This is a genomic window from Rhodococcus sp. NPDC077669, from assembly GCF_040686915.1.
In the GTDB taxonomy this organism is placed as follows: domain Bacteria; phylum Actinomycetota; class Actinomycetes; order Mycobacteriales; family Mycobacteriaceae; genus Rhodococcoides; species Rhodococcoides fascians.
The window spans coordinates 43,180-67,428 of the sequence record NZ_JBFBMD010000013.1; the positions used below are offsets into that span (position 1 = coordinate 43,180).

The 24,249-nt window shown below is 66.9% G+C and carries 16 protein-coding genes; 7 read left to right on the top strand and 9 right to left on the bottom strand.

What is annotated here, in order from left to right; translation table 11 throughout:
* Nucleotides 1-70 precede the first annotated feature (70 nt).
* Nucleotides 71-1,984, top strand: coding sequence for a prolyl oligopeptidase family serine peptidase (locus tag AB0P23_RS16025; RefSeq protein WP_363798205.1), 1,914 nt, complete (start codon nt 71-73; stop codon nt 1,982-1,984).
* Here AB0P23_RS16025 and AB0P23_RS16030 read toward each other — a convergent pair.
* Both AB0P23_RS16030 and AB0P23_RS16035 read right to left on the bottom strand, forming a co-directional pair.
* Complete coding sequence (locus AB0P23_RS16030; RefSeq protein ID WP_027495639.1) at nt 1,977-2,246, bottom strand: hypothetical protein; 270 nt, start codon at nt 2,244-2,246, stop codon at nt 1,977-1,979. The two genes, AB0P23_RS16025 and AB0P23_RS16030, sit on opposite strands and share 8 nt — an antisense overlap.
* A gap of 167 nt (nt 2,247-2,413) precedes the next feature.
* A complete protein-coding gene (locus AB0P23_RS16035) occupies nt 2,414-5,803 on the bottom strand; it encodes a heterodisulfide reductase-related iron-sulfur binding cluster (RefSeq protein ID WP_363798207.1) in 3,390 nt (1,129 codons plus the stop codon).
* Between the two features lie 539 nt (nt 5,804-6,342).
* On the opposite strand from AB0P23_RS16035, the gene AB0P23_RS16040 reads away from it, so the two are divergent.
* The gene (locus AB0P23_RS16040) at nt 6,343-6,996 is read left to right on the top strand and encodes a hypothetical protein (RefSeq protein ID WP_057473924.1); all 654 of its coding nucleotides are present in this window, start codon (nt 6,343-6,345) and stop codon (nt 6,994-6,996) included.
* A gap of 61 nt (nt 6,997-7,057) precedes the next feature.
* Here the strand turns inward: AB0P23_RS16040 and AB0P23_RS16045 are convergent, their stop codons facing one another.
* Nucleotides 7,058-8,401 carry a hypothetical protein gene (locus AB0P23_RS16045; RefSeq protein ID WP_288124148.1) on the bottom strand — a complete coding sequence of 448 codons (1,344 nt, stop codon included), beginning with the start codon at nt 8,399-8,401 and terminating at the stop codon, nt 7,058-7,060.
* Between the two features lie 141 nt (nt 8,402-8,542).
* Between AB0P23_RS16045 and AB0P23_RS16050 the strand changes: the two genes are divergently transcribed.
* The 5 genes from AB0P23_RS16050 to AB0P23_RS16070 all read left to right on the top strand — a co-directional run bounded on the left by AB0P23_RS16050 (nt 8,543) and on the right by AB0P23_RS16070 (nt 14,317).
* On the top strand, nt 8,543-9,727 hold the full coding sequence (locus AB0P23_RS16050; protein ID WP_363798210.1) for a glycosyltransferase family 4 protein: 1,185 nt from the start codon (nt 8,543-8,545) through the stop codon (nt 9,725-9,727).
* Between the two features lie 111 nt (nt 9,728-9,838).
* Entirely contained in the window at nt 9,839-10,981 is a 1,143-nt protein-coding gene (locus AB0P23_RS16055; protein WP_206497712.1) for a glycosyltransferase, read from the top strand.
* Nucleotides 10,978-13,203 (top strand): hypothetical protein, encoded by a 2,226-nt coding sequence (locus AB0P23_RS16060; RefSeq protein ID WP_032399215.1) that lies wholly within the window; start codon nt 10,978-10,980, stop codon nt 13,201-13,203. The genes AB0P23_RS16055 and AB0P23_RS16060 overlap by 4 nt, the downstream gene beginning before the upstream one ends.
* Nucleotides 13,200-13,427: a hypothetical protein gene (locus AB0P23_RS16065; protein ID WP_032399216.1), complete on the top strand. Its 228-nt coding sequence runs from the start codon at nt 13,200-13,202 to the stop codon at nt 13,425-13,427. Before AB0P23_RS16060 ends, AB0P23_RS16065 begins: the two co-directional genes overlap by 4 nt.
* Nucleotides 13,424-14,317: a glycoside hydrolase family 16 protein gene (locus tag AB0P23_RS16070; RefSeq protein WP_052061258.1), complete on the top strand. Its 894-nt coding sequence runs from the start codon at nt 13,424-13,426 to the stop codon at nt 14,315-14,317. Before AB0P23_RS16065 ends, AB0P23_RS16070 begins: the two co-directional genes overlap by 4 nt.
* 12 nt (nt 14,318-14,329) lie before the next feature.
* Here the strand turns inward: AB0P23_RS16070 and AB0P23_RS16075 are convergent, their stop codons facing one another.
* The 6 genes from AB0P23_RS16075 to AB0P23_RS16100 all read right to left on the bottom strand — a co-directional run bounded on the left by AB0P23_RS16075 (nt 14,330) and on the right by AB0P23_RS16100 (nt 24,059).
* Complete coding sequence (locus AB0P23_RS16075) at nt 14,330-15,373, bottom strand: S1 family peptidase (protein WP_206497709.1); 1,044 nt, start codon at nt 15,371-15,373, stop codon at nt 14,330-14,332.
* Nucleotides 15,374-15,520: 147 nt separating this feature from the next.
* Nucleotides 15,521-16,819, bottom strand: coding sequence for a S1 family peptidase (locus AB0P23_RS16080; RefSeq protein ID WP_032399218.1), 1,299 nt, complete (start codon nt 16,817-16,819; stop codon nt 15,521-15,523).
* Between the two features lie 75 nt (nt 16,820-16,894).
* Nucleotides 16,895-18,547, bottom strand: a complete 1,653-nt coding sequence (locus AB0P23_RS16085) for a hypothetical protein (protein ID WP_032399219.1) — start codon at nt 18,545-18,547, stop codon at nt 16,895-16,897.
* Nucleotides 18,544-19,713, bottom strand: a complete 1,170-nt coding sequence (locus tag AB0P23_RS16090) for a hypothetical protein (protein WP_032399220.1) — start codon at nt 19,711-19,713, stop codon at nt 18,544-18,546. The genes AB0P23_RS16085 and AB0P23_RS16090 overlap by 4 nt, the downstream gene beginning before the upstream one ends.
* Before the next feature lie 121 nt (nt 19,714-19,834).
* Entirely contained in the window at nt 19,835-22,306 is a 2,472-nt protein-coding gene (locus AB0P23_RS16095; RefSeq protein WP_363798215.1) for a helix-turn-helix transcriptional regulator, read from the bottom strand.
* Nucleotides 22,307-22,313: 7 nt separating this feature from the next.
* Complete coding sequence (locus tag AB0P23_RS16100) at nt 22,314-24,059, bottom strand: Hsp70 family protein (RefSeq protein WP_206497706.1); 1,746 nt, start codon at nt 24,057-24,059, stop codon at nt 22,314-22,316.
* Between the last annotated feature and the right edge of the window lie 190 nt (nt 24,060-24,249).

Below are 24,249 nucleotides of genomic sequence, written 5' to 3' on the forward strand. Positions count from 1 at the left end.
ATCTGTGTCGCGGTTGAAGGTGCGATGAACAGCGCGTTACGTGCGTGTGGAGTTCACTAGGGTGGAGCAGGTGACCGCTCTCGCGTACGGATCCTGGCCCTCGCCCATCACCGCAGCCGACCTGTCGTCGGCCGGCCACCCCGTCGAGGGTGGACGATTCGTCGGACACGAGATCTGGTGGTCCGAGGTGCGGCCCACCGAACAGGGCCGAACCGCGATCTGCCGCCACGTCGACGGACAGGTCGAGGCGATCCTGCCGGCACCGTTCAATGCCCGCACCCGCGTTCACGAATACGGCGGCGGCGCATGGACGGCAACGCCGAACGGCGATCTGGTGTTCGCGGAATTCTCCGATCAGCGCATCTACCGACTCACCCCCGGCGACGCACCACTACCGCTCACCCCGGCCCCGGCTGTGGCGTCGAGCATTCGGTACGGGGAGCTGTCGGTGGTCGGTACCGACGTGATCGCCGTCCGCGAGACCCACGACGCCGGAGCCGTCACCCGAGACATCGTCGCGATCGATCTCGGCGGCGGCGGAGTGCGCTCACTGGTCTCGGGATCGAATTTCCTTGCCTTCCCCAGGCTTTCACCCGACGGCAGCCGCATCGCGTGGATCGCCTGGAACCACCCGCAGATGCCCTGGGACGGAACAGAACTGCGGGTCGCATCGCTGGCGGATCCTTCGTCGTGGACTGTATTGGCGGGTTCGACCGAGGAATCGGTGTTGCAGCCGGAATGGATCGACGACGAGTCGCTGTACGTCATCAGCGACCGAAGTGGTTGGTGGAACCTGTATTCGGTCACGCTGGACGGCGCAGCGACGCCGGTGTCGACCCTCGATGCAGACTTCGGTGCCCCGCTCTGGCAACTCGGAGCCCGCTGGTACGACGTTCTCGACGACGGCAGGCTGCTGACCGTTCGCACCGTCGGGACCGATACGCTCGCCGTTCTCGACCCCGCCACCGGCACCCTCGACGACATCGAACTCGACGGAGTGACTTCGGTGGGGCTCGGGGGACGGCTCGGATCAACAGTTCTGCTCCGGGGCGGCGGCGCTCAGGTGCCGTCGGGACTGTTCGCAGTCGACCTGGCCACCCGCGAATTACGCAGTGTGCGTTCGAGTTTCGAGTCGATACCGGATGTCGAATACCTGCCCGCGGGGCGTCAGGTCACCTTCCAGGGACCGGATCGCGAAGTGCATGCCATCGCGTACGCACCACGTAACCCGTCCTACGAGGGGCTCGACGGCGAACTACCGCCGTACGTCGCGTTCGTGCACGGCGGTCCTACGGCACACGTGGCGCCGGCGTTGAACCCGGTGTTCGCGTACTTCACCAGCCGCGGCATCGGCGTCGTCGATGTGAACTACGGCGGGTCCAGTGGTTACGGGCGCGAATACCGTAACCGGTTGCGTGGGCAGTGGGGCGTGGTCGACGTCGAAGACACCATCGCCGCGGTCCGTGGATTGGCCGACGCCGGCCTCGCCGACGCGAACCGGCTGGCCATCGAAGGTGGTTCGGCAGGTGGCTGGACGGTGTTGGCCGCGCTCACGTCGTCCGACGTATTTGCCTGCGGTGCTTCGTACTTCGGCGTCGCCGAACTGGAGTTGTTCGTTGCCGAGACGCACGATTTCGAGTCCCGCTACATCGACGGGCTCATCGGGCCGCTGCCCGAGGCCCTCGATCTGTATCGCACCCGCGCGCCGGTGAACAACGTCGACGGACTCTCGTGCCCGGTACTGCTGCTGCAGGGTCTCGACGATCCCATCGTGCCGCCCTCACAGGCCGAGCGTTTCCGAGACGCGATGGTGGAGAAGGGGATACCGCACGCCTACCTCACGTACGCCGGTGAGTCCCACGGATTCCGCAAACTCGAAACACAGGTGAACGCACGAGAATCGGAACTGTCGTTCTACGGTCAGGTCATGGGATTCACCCCACCCGGAATCCCCGAACTGGAGCTGTGGCGACCGTCTAGCTGAGTGGTGGGTGTGCGCGCTTCGCCTCGAGAAATTCGAGCAGCGCGCTGGGGATCGCGCAGTACTTGCTGTTGCCGACGGACAGTTTGCTGCCCGCCTCGAACGCCGCCTTCGACGGGCCGTTGTGCTCGATCACCAATGCACAGAGGCGCTCGTCGGTGCGGCCGGATTCGCAGCACTTCTCGACATGCGCTCGATCGTCGGGCGAGAGCGCCGTCCACCACTCGTCGTAGCGGCGAAAGAGCTTGTCCGCGTCGTCGGTCATGCGTGCTCCTACTTCTTCGGGTATGCAGTTCGGTTCCGACCATACTCACGATGTCCGATTCGTCCACCGCCGCGGGGGTCCAGCAGGGACTTCACACCCCTACCGACGACTGCGCGCCCCTGCTCTGAAGTGAGCAGGGGCGCGCAGTCGGTAGAAAGGGTGTGAGGTTACTTCCGGCGACCCGGAACCTTTGCACCCGGAGCGAATCCGAGTCCACCGGCCTTCGGCTTGGGCGGAGTGCGATCATCCGAACCGTTGGATGTGGTCTCGGCCGCAGTGTCCGACGCTTCTGCCTTCGGAGCCTCTGTTTCCGGTACCTCGGCCTCTGGGGCTTCGGTGACAGGTGCTTCGGTGACCGGTGCCTCTGCTTCCGGTGTCGGCTCGGCCTTTTCGGGCTCTGCTGCAGCCGGCTCGGCTGGTGTCGCCGCAGGTGCAGCGGCGGTCGCACCCGGTGTCCGCGCGCCCGGCTTCTTGAATCCGGACTTCACGGCCAGACCCTTGGGCTGGACGGTCGGCTTGGACTCTGCTGCTACGGATTCGGTTGCAGCAGCTTCGGTGGCGGGTGCCTCGGACGCCGTTGCCTCGGCAGCCGGTGCTTCAGCAGTAGGTGCCTCAGCAGTAGGAGCCTCGGACGCAGGGGCTTCGGTAGCAGGCTTGCCCGGTGCCTTGGCTCCCGGCTTCTTGAATCCGGACTTCACGGCCAGACCCTTGGGCTGGACGGTCGGCTTGGATTCTGTGGCTACGGATTCAGTTGCAGCAAAAGGTGATTCCGCTGCATCATCGGCCGCTTCCGGGGCGGGTGTCGACGCCGCAGGAGCAGCATCGGCGGGCTTGCCGGGTGCCTTCGCGCCGGGCTTCTTGAATCCGGACTTCACGGCCAGGCCCTTGGGCTTGACGGTTGGAGTCGACTCGGTGGCCTCTGCGGGAGCAGGTGCTTCGGTTGCCGAGGGAGCGTCGGCAGGTGCCGGGGCAGCCGCCTTCGCGCCGGGTGCCTTGCCCTTCATCTGCAGACCCTTGCCACCGGGTGCCTTGCCGCCGGCCAAACCGAGGCCCTTGGGCTTCGATGCGTCCGCGGCAGTATCGGCCGAGTGCCCCGACGTCTTGTCGGCTTCGGCGTTGGCGGGCGCAGAACCGGGTGCCTTGGCTCCGGGAGCTTTCGCAAGTCCCTTCATCTTCAGGCCACCAGCAGCCTTGGCCGGCTGCGCCTTCTTCGTCTCGGCTTCGGGATCGCCGCCTTCGGCTGCGACCTCGATCTCCTCGACGCGCCCCTTCTCCTCGACGGCTGCGACCTTTTCGGTGGCCAGCTTCTCTTCGGGAGTCTGCTCGCGGGGGATGACCTTGATGTTCTCGGCCAGCACCGAGGACTCGACTCGGGTGATCGACTCGAGCATCAGCTGCGCGACGTCGACAACCTCGACGCCCTCGTGTGCGCCGCCTTCCTGCCGTGCGGTGACACCGTCGGTGAGCATGACGCGGCAGAACGGGCAACCCGTGGCGATCTTCTTGGGGTTGGTGGCAAGTGCCTCGTCGACCCGGTCGATGTTGATGCGCTTGCCGATGTTCTCTTCCATCCACATACGAGCGCCACCGGCGCCACAGCACATGGACCGCTCACCGTGACGGGGCATCTCCTTGAGGTTGGAGCCCGACGCGGCCATGAGCTCACGCGGGGCGTCGTACACCTTGTTGTGCCGGCCGAGGTAGCACGGATCGTGGTAGGTGATGTCCTGGCTGACCGAGGCCACCGGGATCAGCTTCTTCTGCCGCACGAGACGGTTGAGCAGCTGCGTGTGGTGGACCACCTCGTAGTCACCGCCGACCTGCGGGTACTCGTTGCCGAGTGCGTTGAAGCAGTGGGCGCAGGTGACGACGATCTTGCGCTTGCTCTGCTCGACGCCGTCGAACACGTTGTTCAGTGTTTCGATGTTCTGCATCGCGAGCTGCTGGAACAGGAACTCGTTGCCTGCGCGGCGGGCGGAGTCGCCGGTGCAGGTCTCGTCCGCGCCCAGCACCATGAACTTCACGCCTGCGGTGGCGAGCAGTTCGGCGACGGCCTTGGTGGTCTTCTTGGCGCGGTCCTCGTAGGCACCGGCGCAGCCGACCCAGAAGAGGTACTCGTAGTCCTGGAACGAATCGGTGTCCTGGCCGAAGACCGGGATGTCGAAGTCCATCTCGTTGATCCAGTTGAGGCGGTCCTTGGAGTTCTGGCCCCACGGGTTGCCCTTGTTCTCCAGGTTCTTGAACAAGCCGGCGAGCTCGGACGGGAACTCGGACTCGATCAGCACCTGGTAGCGACGCATGTCGATGATGTGGTCGACGTGTTCGATGTCCACCGGGCACTGCTCGACGCACGCACCGCAGGTGGTGCAGCTCCACAGCACCTCGGGATCGATGATGCCGCCTTCGATGGCGTCGGCGACGAGCTTGCGATCGGCTTCGTCACGCGCATTCTGCGGAATGGCGTCGAGGGCCTTCTGGTCGACGTTGCCCTCGGCATCGATGAGTCCGACCTCGTCGCCCGCCATGTCCTTCTTGCCGCCGGCCAGCAGGTACGGGGCCTTGGCGTGGCTGTGATCGCGCAGCGACATGATCAGCAGCTTGGGGGAGAGGGGCTTGCCGGTGTTCCAGGCGGGGCACTGCGACTGGCAGCGACCGCATTCGGTGCAGGTGGTGAAGTCGAGCCAGCCCTTCCAGCTGAAGTCCTCGATCTTGCCTGCGCCGAAGGCGTCGACGTCGGGGTCGGCCTCTTCCATCTCGAGGACCTTGCCGCCGGACATCATCGGCTTGGCCGGGCCGAGGGCGACGGTGCCGTCGTCCATGCGCTTGAAGTAGATATTGGGGAACGCCGTGAAACGGTGCCACGCGACACCCCAATTGATTTTGCTGCCAACGACGTAAAGCCACACCATTGCCGACATCAGCTTGACGAACGCGAATGCGGACACCATCTCCGGGCTTGCGGGCAGCAGTTTGGCGACCTGCATGGTGAAGAAGTCGGTGTACTGGTTCGCGTGGCCGTACGTGGCGATCTTGCCGGCCTTGACCAGGATCATGCCCAGGCCCTCGACAAGGACGATGGCTTCGACGAAGTACGCGGCCTTGAAGTTGGATCCGGCGAAGCGAGACTGTCGATCGGGGTTGCGTGGGTGGTTCAGCTGCCGAATTGCGATCAGGGCAACGATCCCGATAACGGTTCCGATGCCAAGAACCTCGTCCATGAGGTGGTAGACGGCCCAGTCGCCGAAGATCGGCCAGTGACCTTCGGGGTTGAACGTCTGGATGTTCGCTTCCATGGCCACAACTGCGCCGCCCAAGAAGCCGAACATCACCAACCAGTGCGCCCAGCCGACGGTGCGGAACTTGACCATCTTGGTGTGAGCAGCGAACTCGATCACCATCTGCTTGAAGCGAGGCACTATCGGTCGCCAGCGATCAGGTGCGGGCTGGCCCAACCGAACGATTCCGAACATCCTCAGCGCGCCGCGGATGAAGATGTACCAGCAGTAGATGCTGATGACGGCACCTACGAAGCCGAATGAGAGCGTTACGGCATTCATGTCGCGGCCTTTCGTTCAGTGGCAGCTGGAGCAGCTACCGCGGGTCCAGCCCGTCGAGAGGAATACAGCGATGTTACCTACCAGTAGATTGCGAAATCTACCGACGGGTAACTTAGGTCAGAATCGCATGGAGCGACGCTGGTGGTTGTGCGCACGAGACCGTCCGACGGGTGGGCTGAACTCGTCAGTAGGTTGTCGCCCGCATCACGTTAGGCGTACGGGCTTGTGACTCCTGCGAGAAGGCAGACCTAACCCGGCCGAATCGGCCCGATGTCCGAGGTTTGCCGCCGGCTGCGCCGTGGAAGACAAGTCCCGCGAAACCGAACAAAAGTGCGGTCTTTCTGTCCGATTTGGGCGTTGTGATTGTTCATAACTTTTCGGACACGGTAAAGGGTCGGTAGCACAACGACCGGTCTGATTGATGGTTTACACTGCCTGTGGACCAGAGGTGCGAGGACGTCATTCGGGGTGATGTCGCGTTCGACGGTTTGCCGCCAAAAGCACTGCAGCACATGCACAGAAACGGAACACAACACCACATGAAACTCAGCAAACTGGTCGTCACCTCGGCTCTCGTAGCAGTTGCTACGGGTCTGGCCAGCGGAACCGCCTACGCGCAGCCCGACACCAGCGCCACGACCCCCGACACGAACTACTCCGTCGAGCTCGAAGACCGCACCATCGTCACCACCATCGATGCGGGCGTCTTCAAGGTTGCCGACGACGGCAAGACCGTCGACGTGCTCGACGCCGCCGACAACACACTCGTCACCCTCCCGCTGTCGTTCAACCTCGGCGGACTGAACTTCCCGTACGAGCAGAACGTCGACGACAACGGTAAGACCCTGCGTCTGGTGCCGCAGCTCGACCTCTCCAAGGCCTCGGCCAACTCGCGCAGCATCGGCGCGACGACGGTCGCCTCGCCCGAGGAAAACCTCAAGGCGCAGCAGAACTTCTCGTCGCAGCTCGGAATTGCTACCGCGATTGGAACCCTGACCGGTTCCGCAATCGGTGCGGTGATCGGTTGCATTGTGACTCTCCCCGCAGGCTGCATCCCCGGCTTGGTGACCGGTGCGGGAGCAGGTGGAATCATCGGCACCATCGCTGTCGGCGGGCCCGGCTTGGTCGTTGCCGGAATCGATCTGCTCAACACGTTGAACGCTGCTCCCGGAACTTCGGTCTGGGCCAAGTAGTCACAGCGCATTCTTCGAAAGAACCCACGATCCCGTCGAGGTCGTGGGTTCTTTTGTGTTGTCAGGCAGCAGGATTCGTGGCGACGGCTGCGGTCGATGCGTCGTCTTCGAGGAATGCGATGGGCGTCGAGCAGGCGGCGCGTAGTGCCCGTCGGATGGTGTCGGCATCGACGACGTGCGAGTGGAACGACGCGGCGACGCGAATGGAGTCGCGTAGCCGTGCGGTCGTCAGGGTGATGTGTCCGTGGCTCGCGGGTGCCACCATGACTCGGTACGAACCCTGTGTCTCGCCGACGAAGGCGATGTCGTTCAATCGGGCATGCCGGCCCATGTCGGACAAGGCCAGACGGATGGTGTCGGGTGCGGTGGGCGGCAGGGTGTCGGTCGCGCGGGCGGAGCGCAACCTGGCCAGTTTCGAGCGAAGTGCGACCAGCATCAGGTTTGCGATCGGGTGCCCGCAGTCGATGATTCGTCGCCATTGGCGGGACAGGAGAACGGTGTCGGTCGTGTCGGGAAGGTAGACGTCGATACCGGCCGACAGGTTCGCAAGGGTGGTCAGCTCGGGTGGTAGGTACCGGCGGACGTCGAACAGCACTTTGGCGACATCGTCGACGGCCAGTCCTTCGGCGCGCAGTGCGGCATCGAGGGCGGCGAAGAACAGGATCGAGATCGACTGGCCGGGTCGGTGTTCGTCTCGCCACCTCGCCAGTTCTCGGGTGCACTCGATCGTGGCGGCCGCGGCCACTACCTCGACGGGTGAGCCTGCTGCGGTCGGTGCCGCCTGTGTAGATGCCGTCTGTGCCGACCCGTGACCGGCCGACCCGCCGCCTGCATGCTTGCGCCCGCACACGCTGATACCCGGGAGAACGCGCGAGCGCAGTAGCTGCGCAACTCGCCCGGGATCGGTTCCGAAACAGCGCATCGCTGCTACGGCGAGCGGGTGACGCGTCTGCGCTGCCGTTGCCCAGCCGGGCACGATGCCGTTGCGAGCGTCGGCATCAGCGAGTGTGTGGGAGAGGTTGATGATCATCTGACCGTCGCCGAGCCCGTGATCCATGTAGAACACCACGTGGTCGCCGCGCACCGTGATGGACAGTGGCTCGGCGGGGTCGTGCGTGGCCAGTAGCTGCGACATCGCGGTGTCGTAGTCGTCCTCGGTGATCGCGGAGTCTTCCCGGACGGCGTGCAGTGGAGCATCGGGATCGTATCGCCAGCGACGGGTGCCGGAATCTGGACGTAGGCCCACTCGCGCGGCCGGGCCGATGCTCATCGTCGTGCGTAGCGCCCGGCGGATGCCGTCGACGCCACCATGATCGACAGGACCGAAAGCCACCACGGTCCAGTTACCCGCAAGCGCGACATCGGTCTCGTGAACCGTGACGTGCGAGGGAAAGACCACGTTCATCGCGTAGGTCCCTTCCGATAGACGGCTTTACTTCTTGTTTATGAAAGCCTCAGAAGCAGTATGAACTCAAATGGGTATTCCAGCCAACTCTGAGTACGATGTAGTGGAGTCAAACAAACTATTGGACAGGAAACCGGAGTTGTGGACGGAGTCAGCGAAGTGCAGGTACTCGCGGTCTCGCTGTCGACATCGGTGGGCGGAACCGATCACAGTCTGCGAAACGTGGCGCTGGCATTGCGGCCCCTGGGCGTGACCGTCACTCTGGGTGCGCCCGGTGGCAGCGACACCGAACAGTGGTGGCGTGCCGCCGGCCTGTCGTTCCTTCCACTCGACCTGCCGCAACGCATCGGAATCCATCGTCAGGGCGAGAAGTCTCTGCATCCCCTCGGCGGGCTCGCGGCGCAGGTGCCGAAGAGCGCACGCACGGTGTCGATACTTCGGCGAGCTGCCCGCGACTTCGACGTCGTGCATTCCAACCATCTGCTGCTGCACCCCGACGCGGTGCTCGCGTCCCGACTCGCACGCACCCCGGTCGTCGTCGAATTTCACGACATCGTCCCCGCCGGACCGGGGCGCGCACTGCTCGCCGCGATCGCGGCGACGGCAACCCACACTGTGGCCGTCAGCACGGCCGCAGCGCAGCAACTCCCGTCGTGTGCCCGTGGACGGGTGAGCGTGGTGCACCAAGGAATCGACACCACGGCCTTCGCGCCGGGTGCCGGTGACCCGGCTCTGCGGGCCGGCATGACTGCCGACCCCGATGCACCACTGATCGCAGCCGTCGGCCGGATCGATCGCGAGAAGAAGCTCGACGTGCTGATCGACGCCGTGGCACGGGTGCGTCGGTCCGGAGTCGACGCGCATCTGGCGATCGTCGGCGCGCCCAGTGAGGACGACGGTGGCTATCTCGTCGAGTTGCAGCAGGCCGCGGAACGGTTGCTGCCCGGTAAGCATCGTTTCCTCGGCCGCACCGACGCGGTGGCGTCGACACTGCGTGCCGTGGACGTGTTGGCCTGCCCGTCACAGGACGAGCCGTTCGGGCTCATCGCCCTCGAGGCACAGGCCTGTGCGGTGCCGGTCTTGGTGAGCGACACCGGGGGCCTGGTCGATTTCGTCTCGCACGAGCGCACCGGCCTCGTTGCCCGAACCGGCGACGTCGACTCGCTGGCCACGCAGTTGTGCAGGATGCTGACCGATCGCGGCCTGGCCGCCACCCTCACCGAGGCCGCGCGAGGGCAAGCCGTCGGACAGTTCGATTCCCGACATCGCGCGAAGCGTTTCGCCGACATCTACAGTTCAGCAATCGGGAAGAAGCGCATCACATGACGTGACGCATCGGCTCTGCAGCGGAGCCGACGACGCAACCCAGCCGTGCGGATGTCGGGGCATCCGCACGCACACGCTCGTACCGAATCGGAGTTCTTGATGCTCGACCACATGGCCCCCGGCGTCCCGCGCCGCCGCACCCCGCAGCGGGTCGGAGTTGCCGTTCTTGCCGCGACTGCGACCGCGACCCTGGCCGGGGCCGGCTGGGTCCTCGCACCCAGGCGGTCGCCGGAACCGCTGCGCGCAGCAGAGCGGTTCGTCGACGGCGACCTCATCACCGTCGTCGTGGGAACCGTGGGCAGGCCGTCGCTGTCGGGCACGGTCGAGGCCGTGCTCGCGCAGTCCTACCCGGCCGTGGAGATCGTGGTGGTGGACAACGCACCCACGTCGGGACGGGTGGACGACGCGTTGAGGTCGATCGACGATCCCCGCTGCATCGTCGTGCGTGAGCCGCGCCGCGGGGTCTCGCGAGCCAGAAACACAGGTGCCCGGCACGCGTCGGGCCGCGTGATCGCTTTCACCGACGACGACGCCGAACCGGATTCGCAGTGGCTCGCTTCCGTGGCGCAGGTGTACTCGGCAGATCGAGCCGGTGTCGTGGCCGGGGTGACCGGACGGGTCGTCGGACTCGAGGTCGAGACCGATCAGCAGCAGTGGTTCGAGGAATCCGGGTTGTTCGAGAAGGGATCGACGCGCACGGTCTGGACCCTCGCGCCGACCGGATCGATCGACGAAGAACTGGGTGCACGCGGCACCGCAGCACTGTTCCCCTACACGGCCGGGGAGATGGGCAGCGGCAACAACATGTCGTTCCGAAAGACTGCCTTCGACTCGCTCGCGGGATTCGACGAGAGGATCGGCCCGGGCACGCCCACCAAAGGCGGTGAGGACCTCGAGCTGTTCCGACGTGCAGTGCTGCGCGGGGGAACGATCGTCTACGACCCGACGGCCGTCGTCGGCCATCATCATCGAGCCGATCACGAAGCGTTGCGCGAGCAGATGTTCGGGTACGGAAGCGGAATGGCCGCCATCGTCACCAAACTCTTCCTCGACGGCGGAGCTCCGGCCCGCGCACTGCTCGGCCGGCTCCCGACCGCATTCCGCATGCTTCTCGCACCCGAGGAGAACCGCTTCGCGGACGGGGCTCCGCCGATGCCTCGCGACCTCAAGCTCACCGAGCTCTACGGCTACCTGTGCGGGCCGTTCCTGTACGTCAAGGCCATCACGGTTCGCGGCACCGGGATCAATTCGTGACGATCACCGACACCACCGACGCACCCGAGGACGCAGTAGGTCGAGCCGATCCGACGCGACCCGACTCGAGCTACCGCGGGGCGCAAGCGCTGCTGTTCGCTGCCGCAGCGGTCGCCATCGCGTCGACGGTGCTGGCCATCCTCGCCGGATCCGATCACGCGGGTGCGGTACCCAACGGGCTCCGGGTAGCCGTGGTCGTCGCCGCCGTGACGCTGTTGCCCGGGGCACCCATCGCGGTGCTGCTGCGCCTCCGACAGCCGGCACTGGTCGGTTCGGTGACTGTCTCGATTTCGTTCGCGACGATGCTGATCATCGCGCAGGCCGAGGTCGTCACCGGGAATCTGCGTCCGGTGACGGTGCAGCTCTACATCTGTGCGGTGTCCGCCGCGCTCATACTGTGGGCGTCGCGAACGTTGGTGCCTGCGGTGCCTCGACCGCGCCCGGACCGGACTGCGGTGGTGACCCGGTACGCACTGCTCGGCGCGGTGGCCGTCGCCGTCGTGCTGTTCGCTCACGCCACGAAGGTGCTCAGGCCGCAGGCGTCCGGGGCGTTGGGCGTCATCACCCACATCGGCTTCAGCTACCTCGTCGCGCTGGCGATCGTGGCGGCCGTGATCGCCGTGGCGCTGTCGCGGGCCCGACTCGACCCGGTGGTACTCGGCGCGGCCGGTCTCGCTCTGATCATGTTCACCACGATGTACGTGTCGTTGGCCGACGGCGTCACGTCGATTCCGACGGCGTACACCCATCGCGGGCTGATCGACATCATCGCGTCATTGCAGGGTCTGCCACCGCCGTCGGACGCGCGATTCAGTTGGGCCGGATTCTTCTCTGCCGGAGCTCACATGTCGGGTGCCGGCGCGCTGTCGGACCTGTCTCCGATGCTGCTGTGGGCTCCGCTCTTCTACGGCGGCGTGACCATGTTGCCGCTGTACTCGATCGCGCTGTCGCTGACCGGGCGCAGGCGCGTGGCGTGGATCGCGGTGATCCTCTACCTGTCGTTCAACTGGTACCAGCAGGACTACTTCGCGCCGCAGCCGACGGCGACCATGCTGTACCTGACCATCTGCGCCTTGCTGCTGTGGCAGTTGCGCAGTGCGCCCCTGCCGTCGGCCCCGCGGTCGTGGCGTCGGTGGATCGTCACGGTGCCGCGGCGAACTCTGGGCACGGTTCCCGGTGTCGGTGCCGGCCGCACCCTCGCGATCGAGGCGCTGATGATCGTCCTGATCGCGGCGATCGTCATCACTCACCAGCTGACGCCCATCGTGTTGATCGCGGCGCTGTTCCTGTTCTCGCTCACCGGAACCACGCGGTATCGACTGCTGTGGCTGTTCGCGGTTGCGCTGTTCGTGGCCTGGTTCAGTTACGGAGCCGTCGACTACTGGAAGGGCCACCTCGCGTACGTGCTCGGCGATGTGGGCCAGGTATCGGGCGCGGTGCAGGGCGGCGTCAGCGACCGGATCGGTGCCGATCCTCTGTATCAGAAGATGCAGTATCTGCGGTTGGCGGCGTCGGGCGCGCTGTTGATGTTCGCGTTCGCCGGTTGGCTGACCTACCGCCGACGCAAGACGTGGCTCATCGGCGGCTTGCTCTGCATGGTGCCCTTCGGTTTGGTATTGGTGCAGAGCTACGGCGGTGAGGTGGTGATCCGGTGCTTCGTGCTGGCGTCGCCGTTCATCGCGCCCTACGCCGCGGACGCGTTGGTGCGCACCTTCGCGATCATTCGACGGTTCACGGGTCGATCGGCCCAGCCGCGGCACTGGTCGCGCACCGTCGCCGCGACCGCGGCAATCCTCGGAATTGCCTTGATACTGACGGCAACTCGCGGGTTGAACACCTCGTTCGAGCATACCGACGAGGATCAGATCCGATACGGAGACGCATTGATGCGGTCGGTTCCGCAGGGCTCGGAAATCATGGTCATCGGAACGGCGGCCGGGCTGGTGTCCGCACGCTACTTCGACGACGTCAGAGTGGCGACCATGGAATCGTTCGAGTGCCTCGACGATCTCAGCGGGTGCGTTCGAAAGGAGAACCCCGACTTCGTGTTCACCACTCGACAATCGTCGGCGCAGATCTACCTGCAGTATGGATATTCGCAATCGGTCGTCGACCAACAGCTGGGCATGTTGGTCGGATCCGACGAGTATCGCGTGGTTGTCGAAACCGCCGACCTGACCATTCTGCAGAATGCGTCCACCCCACCGGTGGTGCTCAAATGACCGATCTGTGGCTCGGCTTCCTCGCATTCGGTGCCCTGTTCGCGGCGCTGATCGTCGCGTCGGTACTACGCGAACGCGAGGTGCCCTCCGACGGTGCGATCGGGCGCGGCGGCGGCGGACGCATCAACCGCGCAGTGGTGCTCTCCGCGACACTGATCGTGCTGTTGCTCCTGGCCGCAGTCGTCGTGATCGTGCGGTTCCAACAGATCGCGATCTGGGAGTGAGAATCTTTCGCGGCCTGTCGGTGGCCCTGCTGGTCGTGGCGACGACGGTGTCCTGTGCGCCGTCGACCGGACCCCAACCCGAGTTGGTCAGCAGCGAACGGTGCGACCCCATGGCGGACGACGTCATGTCGGGTGAAGCTGTGCCCCGGGAGGACCTACCGGGGTGGCGGCAGACCTTCGTCGACGATTTCGACCGGTGCGATCTCGGTGACGACTGGGGTGCGTACTACGGCCAACCCGGAGGCGACCCGGCCAGTTGGTGGGAGTACGAACAGGCCTCGGTCACCGGTGGCGCACTGCGGCTGCGCGCCGAGCAGAAGGACGGCCGCTGGGTGACCGGCGGCGTCTCGAATTCGCCTGTGTCGCAGAGGTACGGCAAGTGGGACGTACGGCTGCGTGCGGACCGCTCCGACGAGATCAGCTACCACATTCTGCTGTGGCCCGCCGACGAGGTGTGGCCGCCGGAGATCGACATCGCCGAGAGCGCCGACGGGACCAGACAGACGATGTCGTCGTTCCTGCACTGGAGCGGTGCAGAAGGAGACCGTCACTTCTCACAGGCGAATCTGCAGTTGGACACCAACGACTGGCAGACCGTCGGAGTGGAATGGGACCCCGAGCAGATCAGGTATCTGGTCAACGGAAAGGTCTGGGCGCGAACACCACTGGGAGCATCCATCCCGGACAAGCCGATGTGGTTGGGCATCCAGGCCCAGGCGGGCGCCTGCACCAAGCTCGAATCCTGGGGTGTCGGAGAATGCGGCCGGGCGGGAACACCCGACGTCGCGAACGTGGACGTGGACTGGGTGGCGGTGTACGAATCGGACGGGACACCGTCCGTCGTGGAGGACACGCCGTCGGGATCGGTTCTGCTGGAACAACAGAACTGACCCGAAGCCGACCTATGACGTACGAACCGTCAGGCCCGGGTTCTCGGCGAGAATGTCGTTGATCGGCGTCGCGAACAGTTCCGGACGCTGACCCTGCAGCATGCTGACGACGGTCGCGATCTCGCACGAGGGTTGATCGCCCACGTTCGACGCGTTCGCGATGCCCACGGCGAGCGTGCCACTGACGATGGGGCCACCGCTGTCGCCGCGCAGCGCGCAGATCGACGTGGAGAAGCTGCGGTCCAGGACATTGCCGCCCATGGTGACGTGCTGGCCCGTCGACAGGATTGTGCCGCAACTGAATCCGGTGGTAGCTCCGGATTTGCAGACCGGCGCGCCGACGACCGGATCCACCGTGCCGGTGATCAGCAATGGGCCGGACCCGGGAACTCGCATCGCGTTGCTCTCGAATTCCCCGGTGTTGCCGTCGTCGATGTCGATGAGCGCATAGTCGTTGTGCGCCCGGCTGGTTCGATAGAACGAGCCGAACTTGGAGCCGACGAGGCTGCCGTACATGGGGTACGCGCCCGTCGTGACGGCGGAACCGGTGCTCGACTCGCCCGGATCACAGTGTCCTGCAGTGATGTTGACGGCACCACGCGTCGGATCGACGGCATTGAAGCCCAACGAGCAACGCAGACCGGCCCCGGCCGGGGTACCGGCGAGAAAGCTGTCGCCGCCGAGGTACGAACTGGCGCGAATGGGCCCAGCGGTGAGCGAGGGATCGAACGGCACCCGGTCGAGGAGCGGACCGATTGCATCGATGACGGGGGCCGGGATGTCGAATACAGCCGGGTCGATCACGAATCCGGCCGCCGTCGCCGCCTCGACCATATCCGCGTGGGACGGTCCGTCGGCGACCGCGACGACCGGCAGCCCGGCCGCGTCGAGATTGCCACGGACCGCCGGGCCGACGGCGGCGGTGAACTCGGCCAAGCGGCGCGCTGCGTCGGCGCGGTCGAGAAACTGCTGAGGGCTGAGCCCGAGATCGCGTGCCACAGCGTCGGCCAGTGACGCCGGTTCGGGCGGCGCCGCAACGGCAGTGGGTGCAGACACCACCGTCGCCACGAGCAACGAGACAGCAGTGACCGATAGTGCACACGCACGGCGACGCATAACGACCTTCCCCCCGGGCATCGAACGATGTGATGCCGTTCACTCCGCATACGACTATAGGGGGTCGGCGGCCTCCGCCGTACCTGCTTACCCGGTTCGGACGGTAGCTCCGGTCGCACGCGTGACCTGATCGATGGGAATGCCCAAGCTGGCGGTGCCGCCGAACTGCGCCAGCGCGAGGTTCGCCTCGGTGCAGTCGGGTGCTCCACCGCTGTTGGATCCGCTGGTGATGCCGAGTGCCAGCGTGCCGGTGACGATGGCCCCGCCGCTGTCACCGGCCAAAGTGCATGCGGTACTGGCGAAGCCGCGTACGGTGCGCGACGTGCCGTCCTCCATGAACAGTTGGGTCTCGACGCGATCGGCAGCCACTACACCGCACGTGAACGACGACGACTGCCCGGATTTGCAGACGGGTGCGCCGATGACGGGGGATGCCGTTCCGGTGACGGTGACGGTGCTGCCGTTGGCCCCGCGAACGGTGGGGCGGTCCAGCCCGGCCTTCTGCCCGGCGGCGTCGAGGCCGATGACCGACCAGTCGAGACCGTCCGGTGCTCCCAGGCTCGAGCGATCGAACGAGCCGATCTGGGAGCTGCGCGCGATGTCGGCCGGATCGGGCAGGTACACCGGCGCTCCACCGGACCCGGTCGCCTTGTTCGGATTGCAGTGTCCTGCAGTCAGATTGACGGGACTACCGTCGGCGTCGACGGCGTTGAAGCCGAACGAGCAGATGCTGATCTCGGTCGGCGATGCGTCGGCGATCGGCCCGGCAGTGGTGACGTAGGTGTCGCCGCCCATCGGCGCCGGGTCGGCCGGCTTGTCGCCACCGGGCGCGAGCGTCACCTTGATGTTGGCGAGCAGTGTCGGCAGGTTCAACGCCCGGCCGATCGGACTGTTCGCCACGTCCAGCACGATCTGGTTGTCGATGAAGTCGATGGCTGTGCCGTTGATCTGCTCCGAGATCTCACGGGGTAGGCCGGCGATCCACGAGTTCAGATCTGCCAGCGACTTCTCCAGACCGTCCGCGGACACCGGCGACTGCGCGGTGGCATAGCCGTCCTTGGCAACGGCCTGCGCCGCAGCCGGAGACGTGACGGCGACGACGGCATTGCCGTCGGGTCCGATCCAGGCACCGGCGAAATCGGCGGGTCGGCTCGCGCGGAAATCCGAGGCGTAGGCCGACAGCTCCTGTGCGCGTGCCGCACGATCGAGGTATTCCTGCGGTGAGATCTTCAGATCTCGCTGCACGGCTTCGACGAGCTCCCGCGGAAGCTGATCGGCGGGCGACTGAACCACAGGTTCGGCTGCCGCTGTTCCGGAGAACGAAGCAAGAAGTACGAAAGCCGTCGAGCACAGCACTGCAGTACGCAGAGCCCCGGTGTTACGCATGAAATCCCTTCATCGGGTGCTTGGCATCAGCGCCCCACCCTAGGGCATGCACAACTGAACCAGTGTTCGCCCTGGTCAGGACGCTGGGACTGTCGCTGAGGTGGTCGTCGTAGTCGTGGTGGTGGTGGTGGTCGTCGTCGTTTCCGTCGGCGTCGTTGCTTGCGGAGTGGTGGTCACCGCGACGGGTGGTGTCGTGACCACCGGAGGTGGTGCCGGTGTCGGTTCCGGCGCGGGCGGCGGCGCAGGCAGGGGAGCCGGTTGGGGCGGGGTGTACTCCTCGGCCGTCGGCTCCCGCACCACCTCGGGAGCAGCCGCGGGTGCGGTCGTCGTGGTCGGTGCGGTCGAGGGCACCCGCGCGGAGGTGGTGACCGGTGATCCGGCGTCGGTGACGGTGGGCGGTGTCGTCGCGGGTCCGCTGCTGAACACGCCGCTCAGGGCTGCGATGACGAGAACGATGACCACGCCCGCACCGGCACCGGCGATGATCGTGGTGACGGTACGCGAGCGCTCGCTGCGTTCCTTCTTGTTCTCGGTCGTCGCACCGGAGAATGCGGTTGCGGCGTACTGCTGGGTTGCCGGGCCGGAACCGTCGGGATCTCCGGCCGGAACGATGGGCTCCGAGCGCAGCTGGGACGGGCCGAACACCGGTGCCACCGCCGGTATCGCCTCGGAGAACGCGAGGGGCGGCGGCGGAGCGACCACCGGGATCGCGTCGGTATCGAGAGAGTCCGTGCCGTCGTTGCGCGTGACCACCGGCGCTGCGCCGGTCACCATCGAGTTGCCGTCGACGTCCTCGATCTCGGCGATGTTCAGTGCGCCGCGAGCCGCAGCGAGCGGCTCGACGAGCAGTGCGCCTGCGGTGCGCTCGCCGATGTCCGCGACCACCGGCGGTAGGGCAGCACTGCCACCGGTGAGCACGACCGTGCCGGTCGTCGGCACGTCGAGCAGGCCCAACGTCGGCGCGATCAGGTCGGCGAACTCGGTGCGGGTGACCTCCGTCGTATCCGAGACGCCGGGCAGCTCCACCGCGATCGTGGCCACGTCCTCGGTGCTCAACGTGTGTTTCGCCTGCTCGCAGGATGCGACGACACCGGTGAGAGAGGCCAGGACTGCCGCGTCGGACAGGTCGAGGTGTTCGCGATCGGTCACCACGTGATCGAACAGGGCATCGGTGAACACGTCACCGCTGACGGCGGTGGTGCGCTCGGTGCCGCCGCCCGGGTACGTCGAGATGTCCGTGCCGGTGGCCCCGATGTCGATCACGGTGACTGCTGCCCCCGGGCTCGGCTGCGCGAAAGCGCTCGCGGCCTTGGCCTCGGGAACCAGCGCGACGTCGCTGAGACCGGTGTGATCGAGGGCGTCGCGCAGCAGAGCGATGTTCTCGCGGGGCCATCGCGTCGGATACGTCATCGTCGTGACGGGCGTGGACGCTGATTCGGACGTCTCGGAGAACATGCTCACGAGGCAGTTCGCGGCGTTGGCCATCAGATCCTCGGCGCGATACGCGTCGGCATCGGGTTCGAGATCTTCTTGTTTGCCGACCAGATCGACGAAGCGAGTGAACGGTGCCGTGTCGACGGGCTCTCCGAGATGGGCGCGGCCGTCGTCGTCGAATCTCAGTGTCGTCGGCAGTACGACGACGGTGGGTTCGAACGCGGTCGAGTCGCGATACACCGCTACGGACCTGGTGTTTCCGATCGTGATTCCGAGATGTCCGGCACCGCTCATGGAGTGCCGCCCGTCGTAGCTCCGGCCGGAGCCTGGCCCTGGGGCGGAGCGAGACGTCCGGCCTGGGTGTTCTCGCCGGCGTTCTCGTCGGGGCCGGGCTTCGGCGGGTCCTCGGCGGTGTCGTCGTCGGGCAGCTCGGGTCCGACCGGTTCGTCGTCGGTCGGCGGTGTCGTGGTGGGGTCCTCGGTCTCGGTGGCCTCCGGAAGGTCGACGGCGGGTCGCGTGTCGACCTCGGCCGCGTCGCGTTCGGAGCGTCGCTCTCGGGTCGGGTCCGTAGCCGTGGTCGTGGTCTCCGGCGTGATGATCGGTGCGGGCGGGACGGCGGGGACGAGTTCGGCTGCCGGTTCGACGACGGCAGTGGGGAAGTCGATCGGCCCACCCGGCCGGATTCCCGACGTCGTCGTCGGGGGCGCGACCTGAGCGTTCTCGATGGTGGGCACCGGGGTGTCGGCGGATGTGCCGAGCTGCAATGCGATCACACCGGCACCGACCGTCAGCGCCGCTGCGAACGCCGCGGCGGCGAACAGTGGGGCGGTGAACAGGGGACGACGGTCGGCGCGGGTCGGTGCGCCGACGACGGCGAGGCGTTCGGTGACGGCGTCGACCGGGTACCGGGCAGCCAGAAGCGCTGCACCACGAGCCGCGGCGACGGCAGTGTCCTTCTTCTCCATGGTTGCTCGCATCGACGAGTTCCAGGCGGCCAGCGCCTCCTCTTCCGATACGAGCGCAACGTGCGCCAACCCGTGCCCGTTCATGGCCGCACGCAGGGCGAACACCTGCTCGGCGGTCCAGCGGGCCGGGTAGGTGGCGGCCGCAGCGAGATCGCCGGGGCGCAGATCGATCGACGACGCCACCTCGGTGAGCAGGCACAGCAGCGCCATCGACGTCAGCTGTTCGGCGGGAAAGACGGTGCCCCGGCTCCCGGTGACGCCGTCGCCGAGCGCGTCGAGGAAGTGCGTGTACGCCTCGGAGTCGTTGTCGGTGGCGTCACCGAGTGAGACGGTGCCGTCGGGGTGAGTGTTGAGCACGGTCGAGTGCAGGGACGCCAGATGCAGGGAGGGGCCGGGCGCGATGGGGTGCGACACGGCCGCGACGGCCTGCTCGTCGTCCAGATAGAGGCCGACGTCCGGTGCGCCGATACTCGCCCCGCCGGGCTGCTCGGTCATGCGGGCTGCTCGGTCATGGGGATATCTACCTGTCCTGGGCTCGGAGTCGATGTTCGGTCGTTATGTCGCTTCGGATCCTCACACAGTTACACCCGCAGGAGGGGGCATCAGCGTGCCGCAGTCAGGTGGTCGATGTTCCGTAGCCCATCGCCCGCAGCATCGAGATCAGTTCCGAGCGCGACCCGGCTCCGAGCCTGCGGCGAATGCGAGCCACATGATGTTCGACGGTTTTCGGGGAGATGTAGAGCCGGCTGCCCACCTCGCGGTACGTGACGCCGAGAACCAGTAGCTCGGCCACCTCGGCCTCGCGTTCGCTCAGAGATCCCGACGGCTGCGGCGTCGTCCCGTCGGTCTCCCGCTGATGCGAGCTGGGCTGACGCAACGACCGGGCGATGTGCAGTAACGAGGTGGCCGTGGCGGTGTCGGCGACGGTCAGCGCGGCCTCGCTCGCCAACCGGGCACCGTCCCACGGCAGGCCGAACGCGGTGAGGGTGCGCGCCGAGAGTTCGACCTCGGCGGCGTCGGGCCTGCCCTGTAGAACGCCGAGCCACGCCCGCCCCGCCGCGGCGAGTGCGGAACTGTACGGGTGCGTCGAAGCGGCGGACGCGAGGGCCTTCGCGTGCGGCACCAGGGCTTCGGGCGTCTGCGCCACGATGGCGGCCTGCACCTGATACCAATGCAGCGCCGACGCCCACACCGGCGGATCCCCCAACGCGGCGAGCAGCGTCGTGGACTGCGACACGAGGTGCTCGACGCGATCGAACTGGCCCACTCGTGTTGCGGCCAGCACCAATTCGCCGAGGGGCAAGAGAGAGAACAGATCGATCGAGTACGCGGCGACGACGTTCTGCGCCTGGGTCCACGCCGTGACGAGAGACCCGGCGTCCCCGGACCTGCGGGCCAACCCCACTCGAATGCCGTGCAGGAACAGGTGATTGCGCACGTGCGAGTCGGGGATCTCGAGCGGGTCGACCAGGTGGCAGGCCTGCGCGGCGTCTCCTCGCAGCATGGCCGCCCAGCCGCCGATGAGAACGAGCCGCGTGTGGGCCTCGGATCCCGGCCGCAGCTCGGGTAGGGCACGAGCGATGACGGAGTCGACGCGGGCGAGATCACCGCAGTGCACGGCATGCAGGGCGGCCACCGCGGCTGCCGAATCCGGAGCGCACCAACGATCGGACGGCGCGGCCGTCAACGTGACCGCGCGCATCAGCGCGTTCGTCGCCGCACTCGACGCGGCAGCGCTGCGTGAGTCGATCGAACCGAGGACCCCGTCGACGAGCAACGCGCCCGACGCCGTGCTCGACGTCGGTGCCAGCGATGCCACGACACTCAGTGCGCGGTCGGCAGCAGGGCGGTCGCCTGCGGCAGCGGCCGACAAGGCAGCCCACACCGCATCGGTCCCGAGTCGATCCGTCCCGAGCCAGGCGAACAATTGCGCACTGCGCGAGACCATTCCGCGCTGCGCGGCGACCGACGCCGAGACCCTGACCGCAGTGCGTAGATCGACCTGCGTGTGATCGGTGGCCGCATCGAGAATCTCGTCGGCACGACGGCCTGCCTCGTCGAGGTGTCCGGTCGCGGCGGCCACCTCTGCCCGCCGGGCCGCGAGCGCAGATGGGTCGAATCCCGCCGCTGCTGCCGCGTCGTACAGCTGGCCAGCGGACTCTATGGAAGTCGAATCACCCTGTCCAGCAAGGAAATCAGCGAGGTCTGCGCGTACGACCCCGTGCGCCGCCAACACTCGCGCTGCCGAGGCGTCGAGCAGACCGGATTTCGCCGCAACCTCGGTGATGCGGTCGAGCAGCACCCGGCATCGACGCTCCCCGATCATCTCGGTCAGGGGACCTTCGGCGGACGGGACCAACGCGCCCGTGGCGTCGAGAAGACCGGAGCTGCAGGCGATATCGACGACCGTCTCCGCGTCGGCCGCCCGTGTTACGAGCTGCGCCGCCGTGACCGGGTCCGGGACGACGCCGAAGCGAGCCGCGAGCAGCACGGCGCGGGTGTCGTCGGTGGTGTCGACAAGTATCCGGCGATGCTGCTCGGCAACCGATTCGGTGACCGCGCGCAGCGGAGTGGGGTCGGACCGTTCGCCCCCGAGCGCGGCCAGTGCCGCGTCGACGGCGACGAGAAGCCCTCCGGTGGACTTTGCGATCGCGCTCGCCAGCGACGCCGAGATCGGCCGAGCGACTGCGGCTGCCCGCGTTGCGATCGACGTCTTGTCCAACGGCACCAGCGTCAGGCGAGCGGCACCGGCGGATGCGACGAGCTTCTCGATCCGGGAATCGTATCGGCGCGGGGCCGTGGCGAGAACCAGCGTGATGTCCGAACGGGTTGCTGCAGCGGCGATCTCGTCCACGCGGTGATCCGGCAACAGATGGGCGTCGTCGACCAGAACCGTCGCACCCGACGGCGCGTCGGTGACACTGTCTGCATGCACCGTCGTCGCGGCGGCCGCGACCGCACCGAGCACCGCGGATCGACCGGAGCCGTTCACCCCGACGACAACATGCACACCGGTGCTCGACGACGCGTCACGAACGAATCGATCGGCGCGCTCGACGCCGACGAGAGCGGATGGGCTGTTGGCCACGGTCGGTCTATCGACCGGTCAGGCCGCCGACGACCCCGCCGAGTCCGTCACCCAGGCCCTGACCCACACCTCCGACAACACCGCCGAGGCCCTGCCCGACGCCCTGACCGACGTCGCCGAGGGTCGGGCCCTGGTACGTCGGTAGCGGTTGTGGCGTGAACTGCGGTGCTTGCGGGACCTGCACGGCCGGAGGCTGGTAGTTGGGCACCGTCGGTGCGGCGATCGACGGGATGGTCGGCACGGTGGCGGCCCCGTTCTGGCCGGGGACCGCGGCGGGCGCTCCGGCGACGGGTGCCCCGGCAACAGGAGCCCCGGTGGCCGGATCGATCTGGGTGACACTGCCGTCGGCGTTGACCACCGTGGTGGGTGCACCCGTGGAGCCGACTGCTGCAGAACCGGTCGGCCCGGTCGTGGACCCGACTTCTGCCACCGCGGCCGTGCTGCCGGGAGTCTCGCTGCTCGAGATCTCGGCGTTGGATTCGGCCGGAGTGGTGTTGTCCGAGGTGAGGGCCGTTCCGACCGACAGTCCGCCGCCCGCGAGAAGGGCCAGCACGACGACGGATCCGGCGACCAGGCCTGCCTTTTTCCGTCCGGACATCCCCGATTCCGACGCCACTGCCGTCGGGGTCGGGGCGGGCCGCGGGGTGGGACGGGGCATCGGCGCGGCAACGGCGGTCGCGGCGGGAACCGCAGCCAATGCTGCTGCATCGTCCGCGGCGGTGGCGTCGGCGATGTCGCTGCCGAGGATCGCGGCTCCGATCGCGACGGTCAGTTCGGGGCGAGGCCCGGCCACGACCGGTACTCGCAGTTCGGTCGAGACGAGCTCGGCGACGAGCGGGATGGCCGAGCTGCCGCCGGTCAGCACCACCTGATCGATGTCGGTGACCTCGAGGCCTGCGGCCGTGACGGCGTCACGCACGACGCCGATGGAGGCCAGCAGCGATGCGCGAACGAGGTCTTCGACTTCCGAGCGGACCAGTCGTACTTCGGTGTGCAGCCCCGGCAGGTCCACCGTCAGCGACGTGGAGGTGTCGTAGGACAGCTGTTCTTTGGCCTCGCCGCAGCGGGCGCGCAATTCGACCAGTGCACCGACGGTGTCGGGATCGAAGGGATCGAACTCGAACGACTGACTGCCCGAGACGGTGTCGAGTACGTACTGCATGATCTCGTGGTCGAACTGTGCGCCGCCGAACTCCTGCGAATGAACGCCGGTTCCGACGACGCCTGCGTCGGACCCGGTCCGCATCAGCGTGACGTCGAGAGCCGTCGCGCCGAGGTCGTAGACGACCGCGAGACCGTCGGACTGGGTTCCACGGGTGACTTCGAGCCAGCGCATCGTGGCGACCGACTCGGGAACGAGCGTGACGTCGGTCAGGCCTGCGCGATCGAGCGCTTCGCCGAGCACCTCGACGGTGTAGGCGGTCCAGCGTGTGGGGTGGGTGACCACCACGGAGGGGGAGGAGTCGACACCGGCGGAGACGTCGGCGACGAGGGCACGAGTGGCGGTGGCGTACAGGTCCTCGGCGCGGTGACTGCGGCCGTCGTCGTCGATCAGTTCGACAGGGTCACCGACGCGATCGGCGAACCCACTGATGAGATGGCGCGTCGAGCGGTCCCACAGGTCGGCGAGACTGGGGGCCGCACCGGGACGAAGATCGAGGGCCGAACGCTTGACCACCGAGGTCACCGGGTCGGTATCCAGGGCGGCAACAGCCGTCACAGTTCCGATCCGTATGCCGAGCCCTGCGTTCATCTGCCGCCACCTTCTTGTCGCACTGCCCTGGTTCCCACCGCCGTTACCCGCACTGTCGGCTCGGTGCCCCGATTCGTTACGTCTCACAGCAGGTTAGAGCGTGCAACGAGGTAAATCCCCTAAAGCGCTCAGATCCCCTAATGCAAGTCCCCTGGCGACCCCTCGGGGGAGTAGGGGGATCGTCCCCGTT

Bases quoted from the DNA above. Each gene is read 5' to 3' on its own strand.
- AB0P23_RS16030 (WP_027495639.1), bottom strand. From the start codon at position 2,246: ATGACCGACGACGCGGACAAGCTCTTTCGCCGCTACGACGAGTGGTGG.
- AB0P23_RS16035 (WP_363798207.1), bottom strand. From the start codon at position 5,803: ATGAATGCCGTAACGCTCTCATTCGGCTTCGTAGGTGCCGTCATCAGC.
- AB0P23_RS16040 (WP_057473924.1), top strand. From the start codon at position 6,343: ATGAAACTCAGCAAACTGGTCGTCACCTCGGCTCTCGTAGCAGTTGCT.
- AB0P23_RS16045 (WP_288124148.1), bottom strand. From the start codon at position 8,401: ATGAACGTGGTCTTTCCCTCGCACGTCACGGTTCACGAGACCGATGTC.
- AB0P23_RS16055 (WP_206497712.1), top strand. From the start codon at position 9,839: ATGGCCCCCGGCGTCCCGCGCCGCCGCACCCCGCAGCGGGTCGGAGTT.
- AB0P23_RS16065 (WP_032399216.1), top strand. From the start codon at position 13,200: ATGACCGATCTGTGGCTCGGCTTCCTCGCATTCGGTGCCCTGTTCGCG.
- AB0P23_RS16080 (WP_032399218.1), bottom strand. From the start codon at position 16,819: ATGCGTAACACCGGGGCTCTGCGTACTGCAGTGCTGTGCTCGACGGCT.
- AB0P23_RS16085 (WP_032399219.1), bottom strand. From the start codon at position 18,547: ATGAGCGGTGCCGGACATCTCGGAATCACGATCGGAAACACCAGGTCC.
- AB0P23_RS16090 (WP_032399220.1), bottom strand. From the start codon at position 19,713: ATGACCGAGCAGCCCGGCGGGGCGAGTATCGGCGCACCGGACGTCGGC.
- AB0P23_RS16100 (WP_206497706.1), bottom strand. From the start codon at position 24,059: ATGAACGCAGGGCTCGGCATACGGATCGGAACTGTGACGGCTGTTGCC.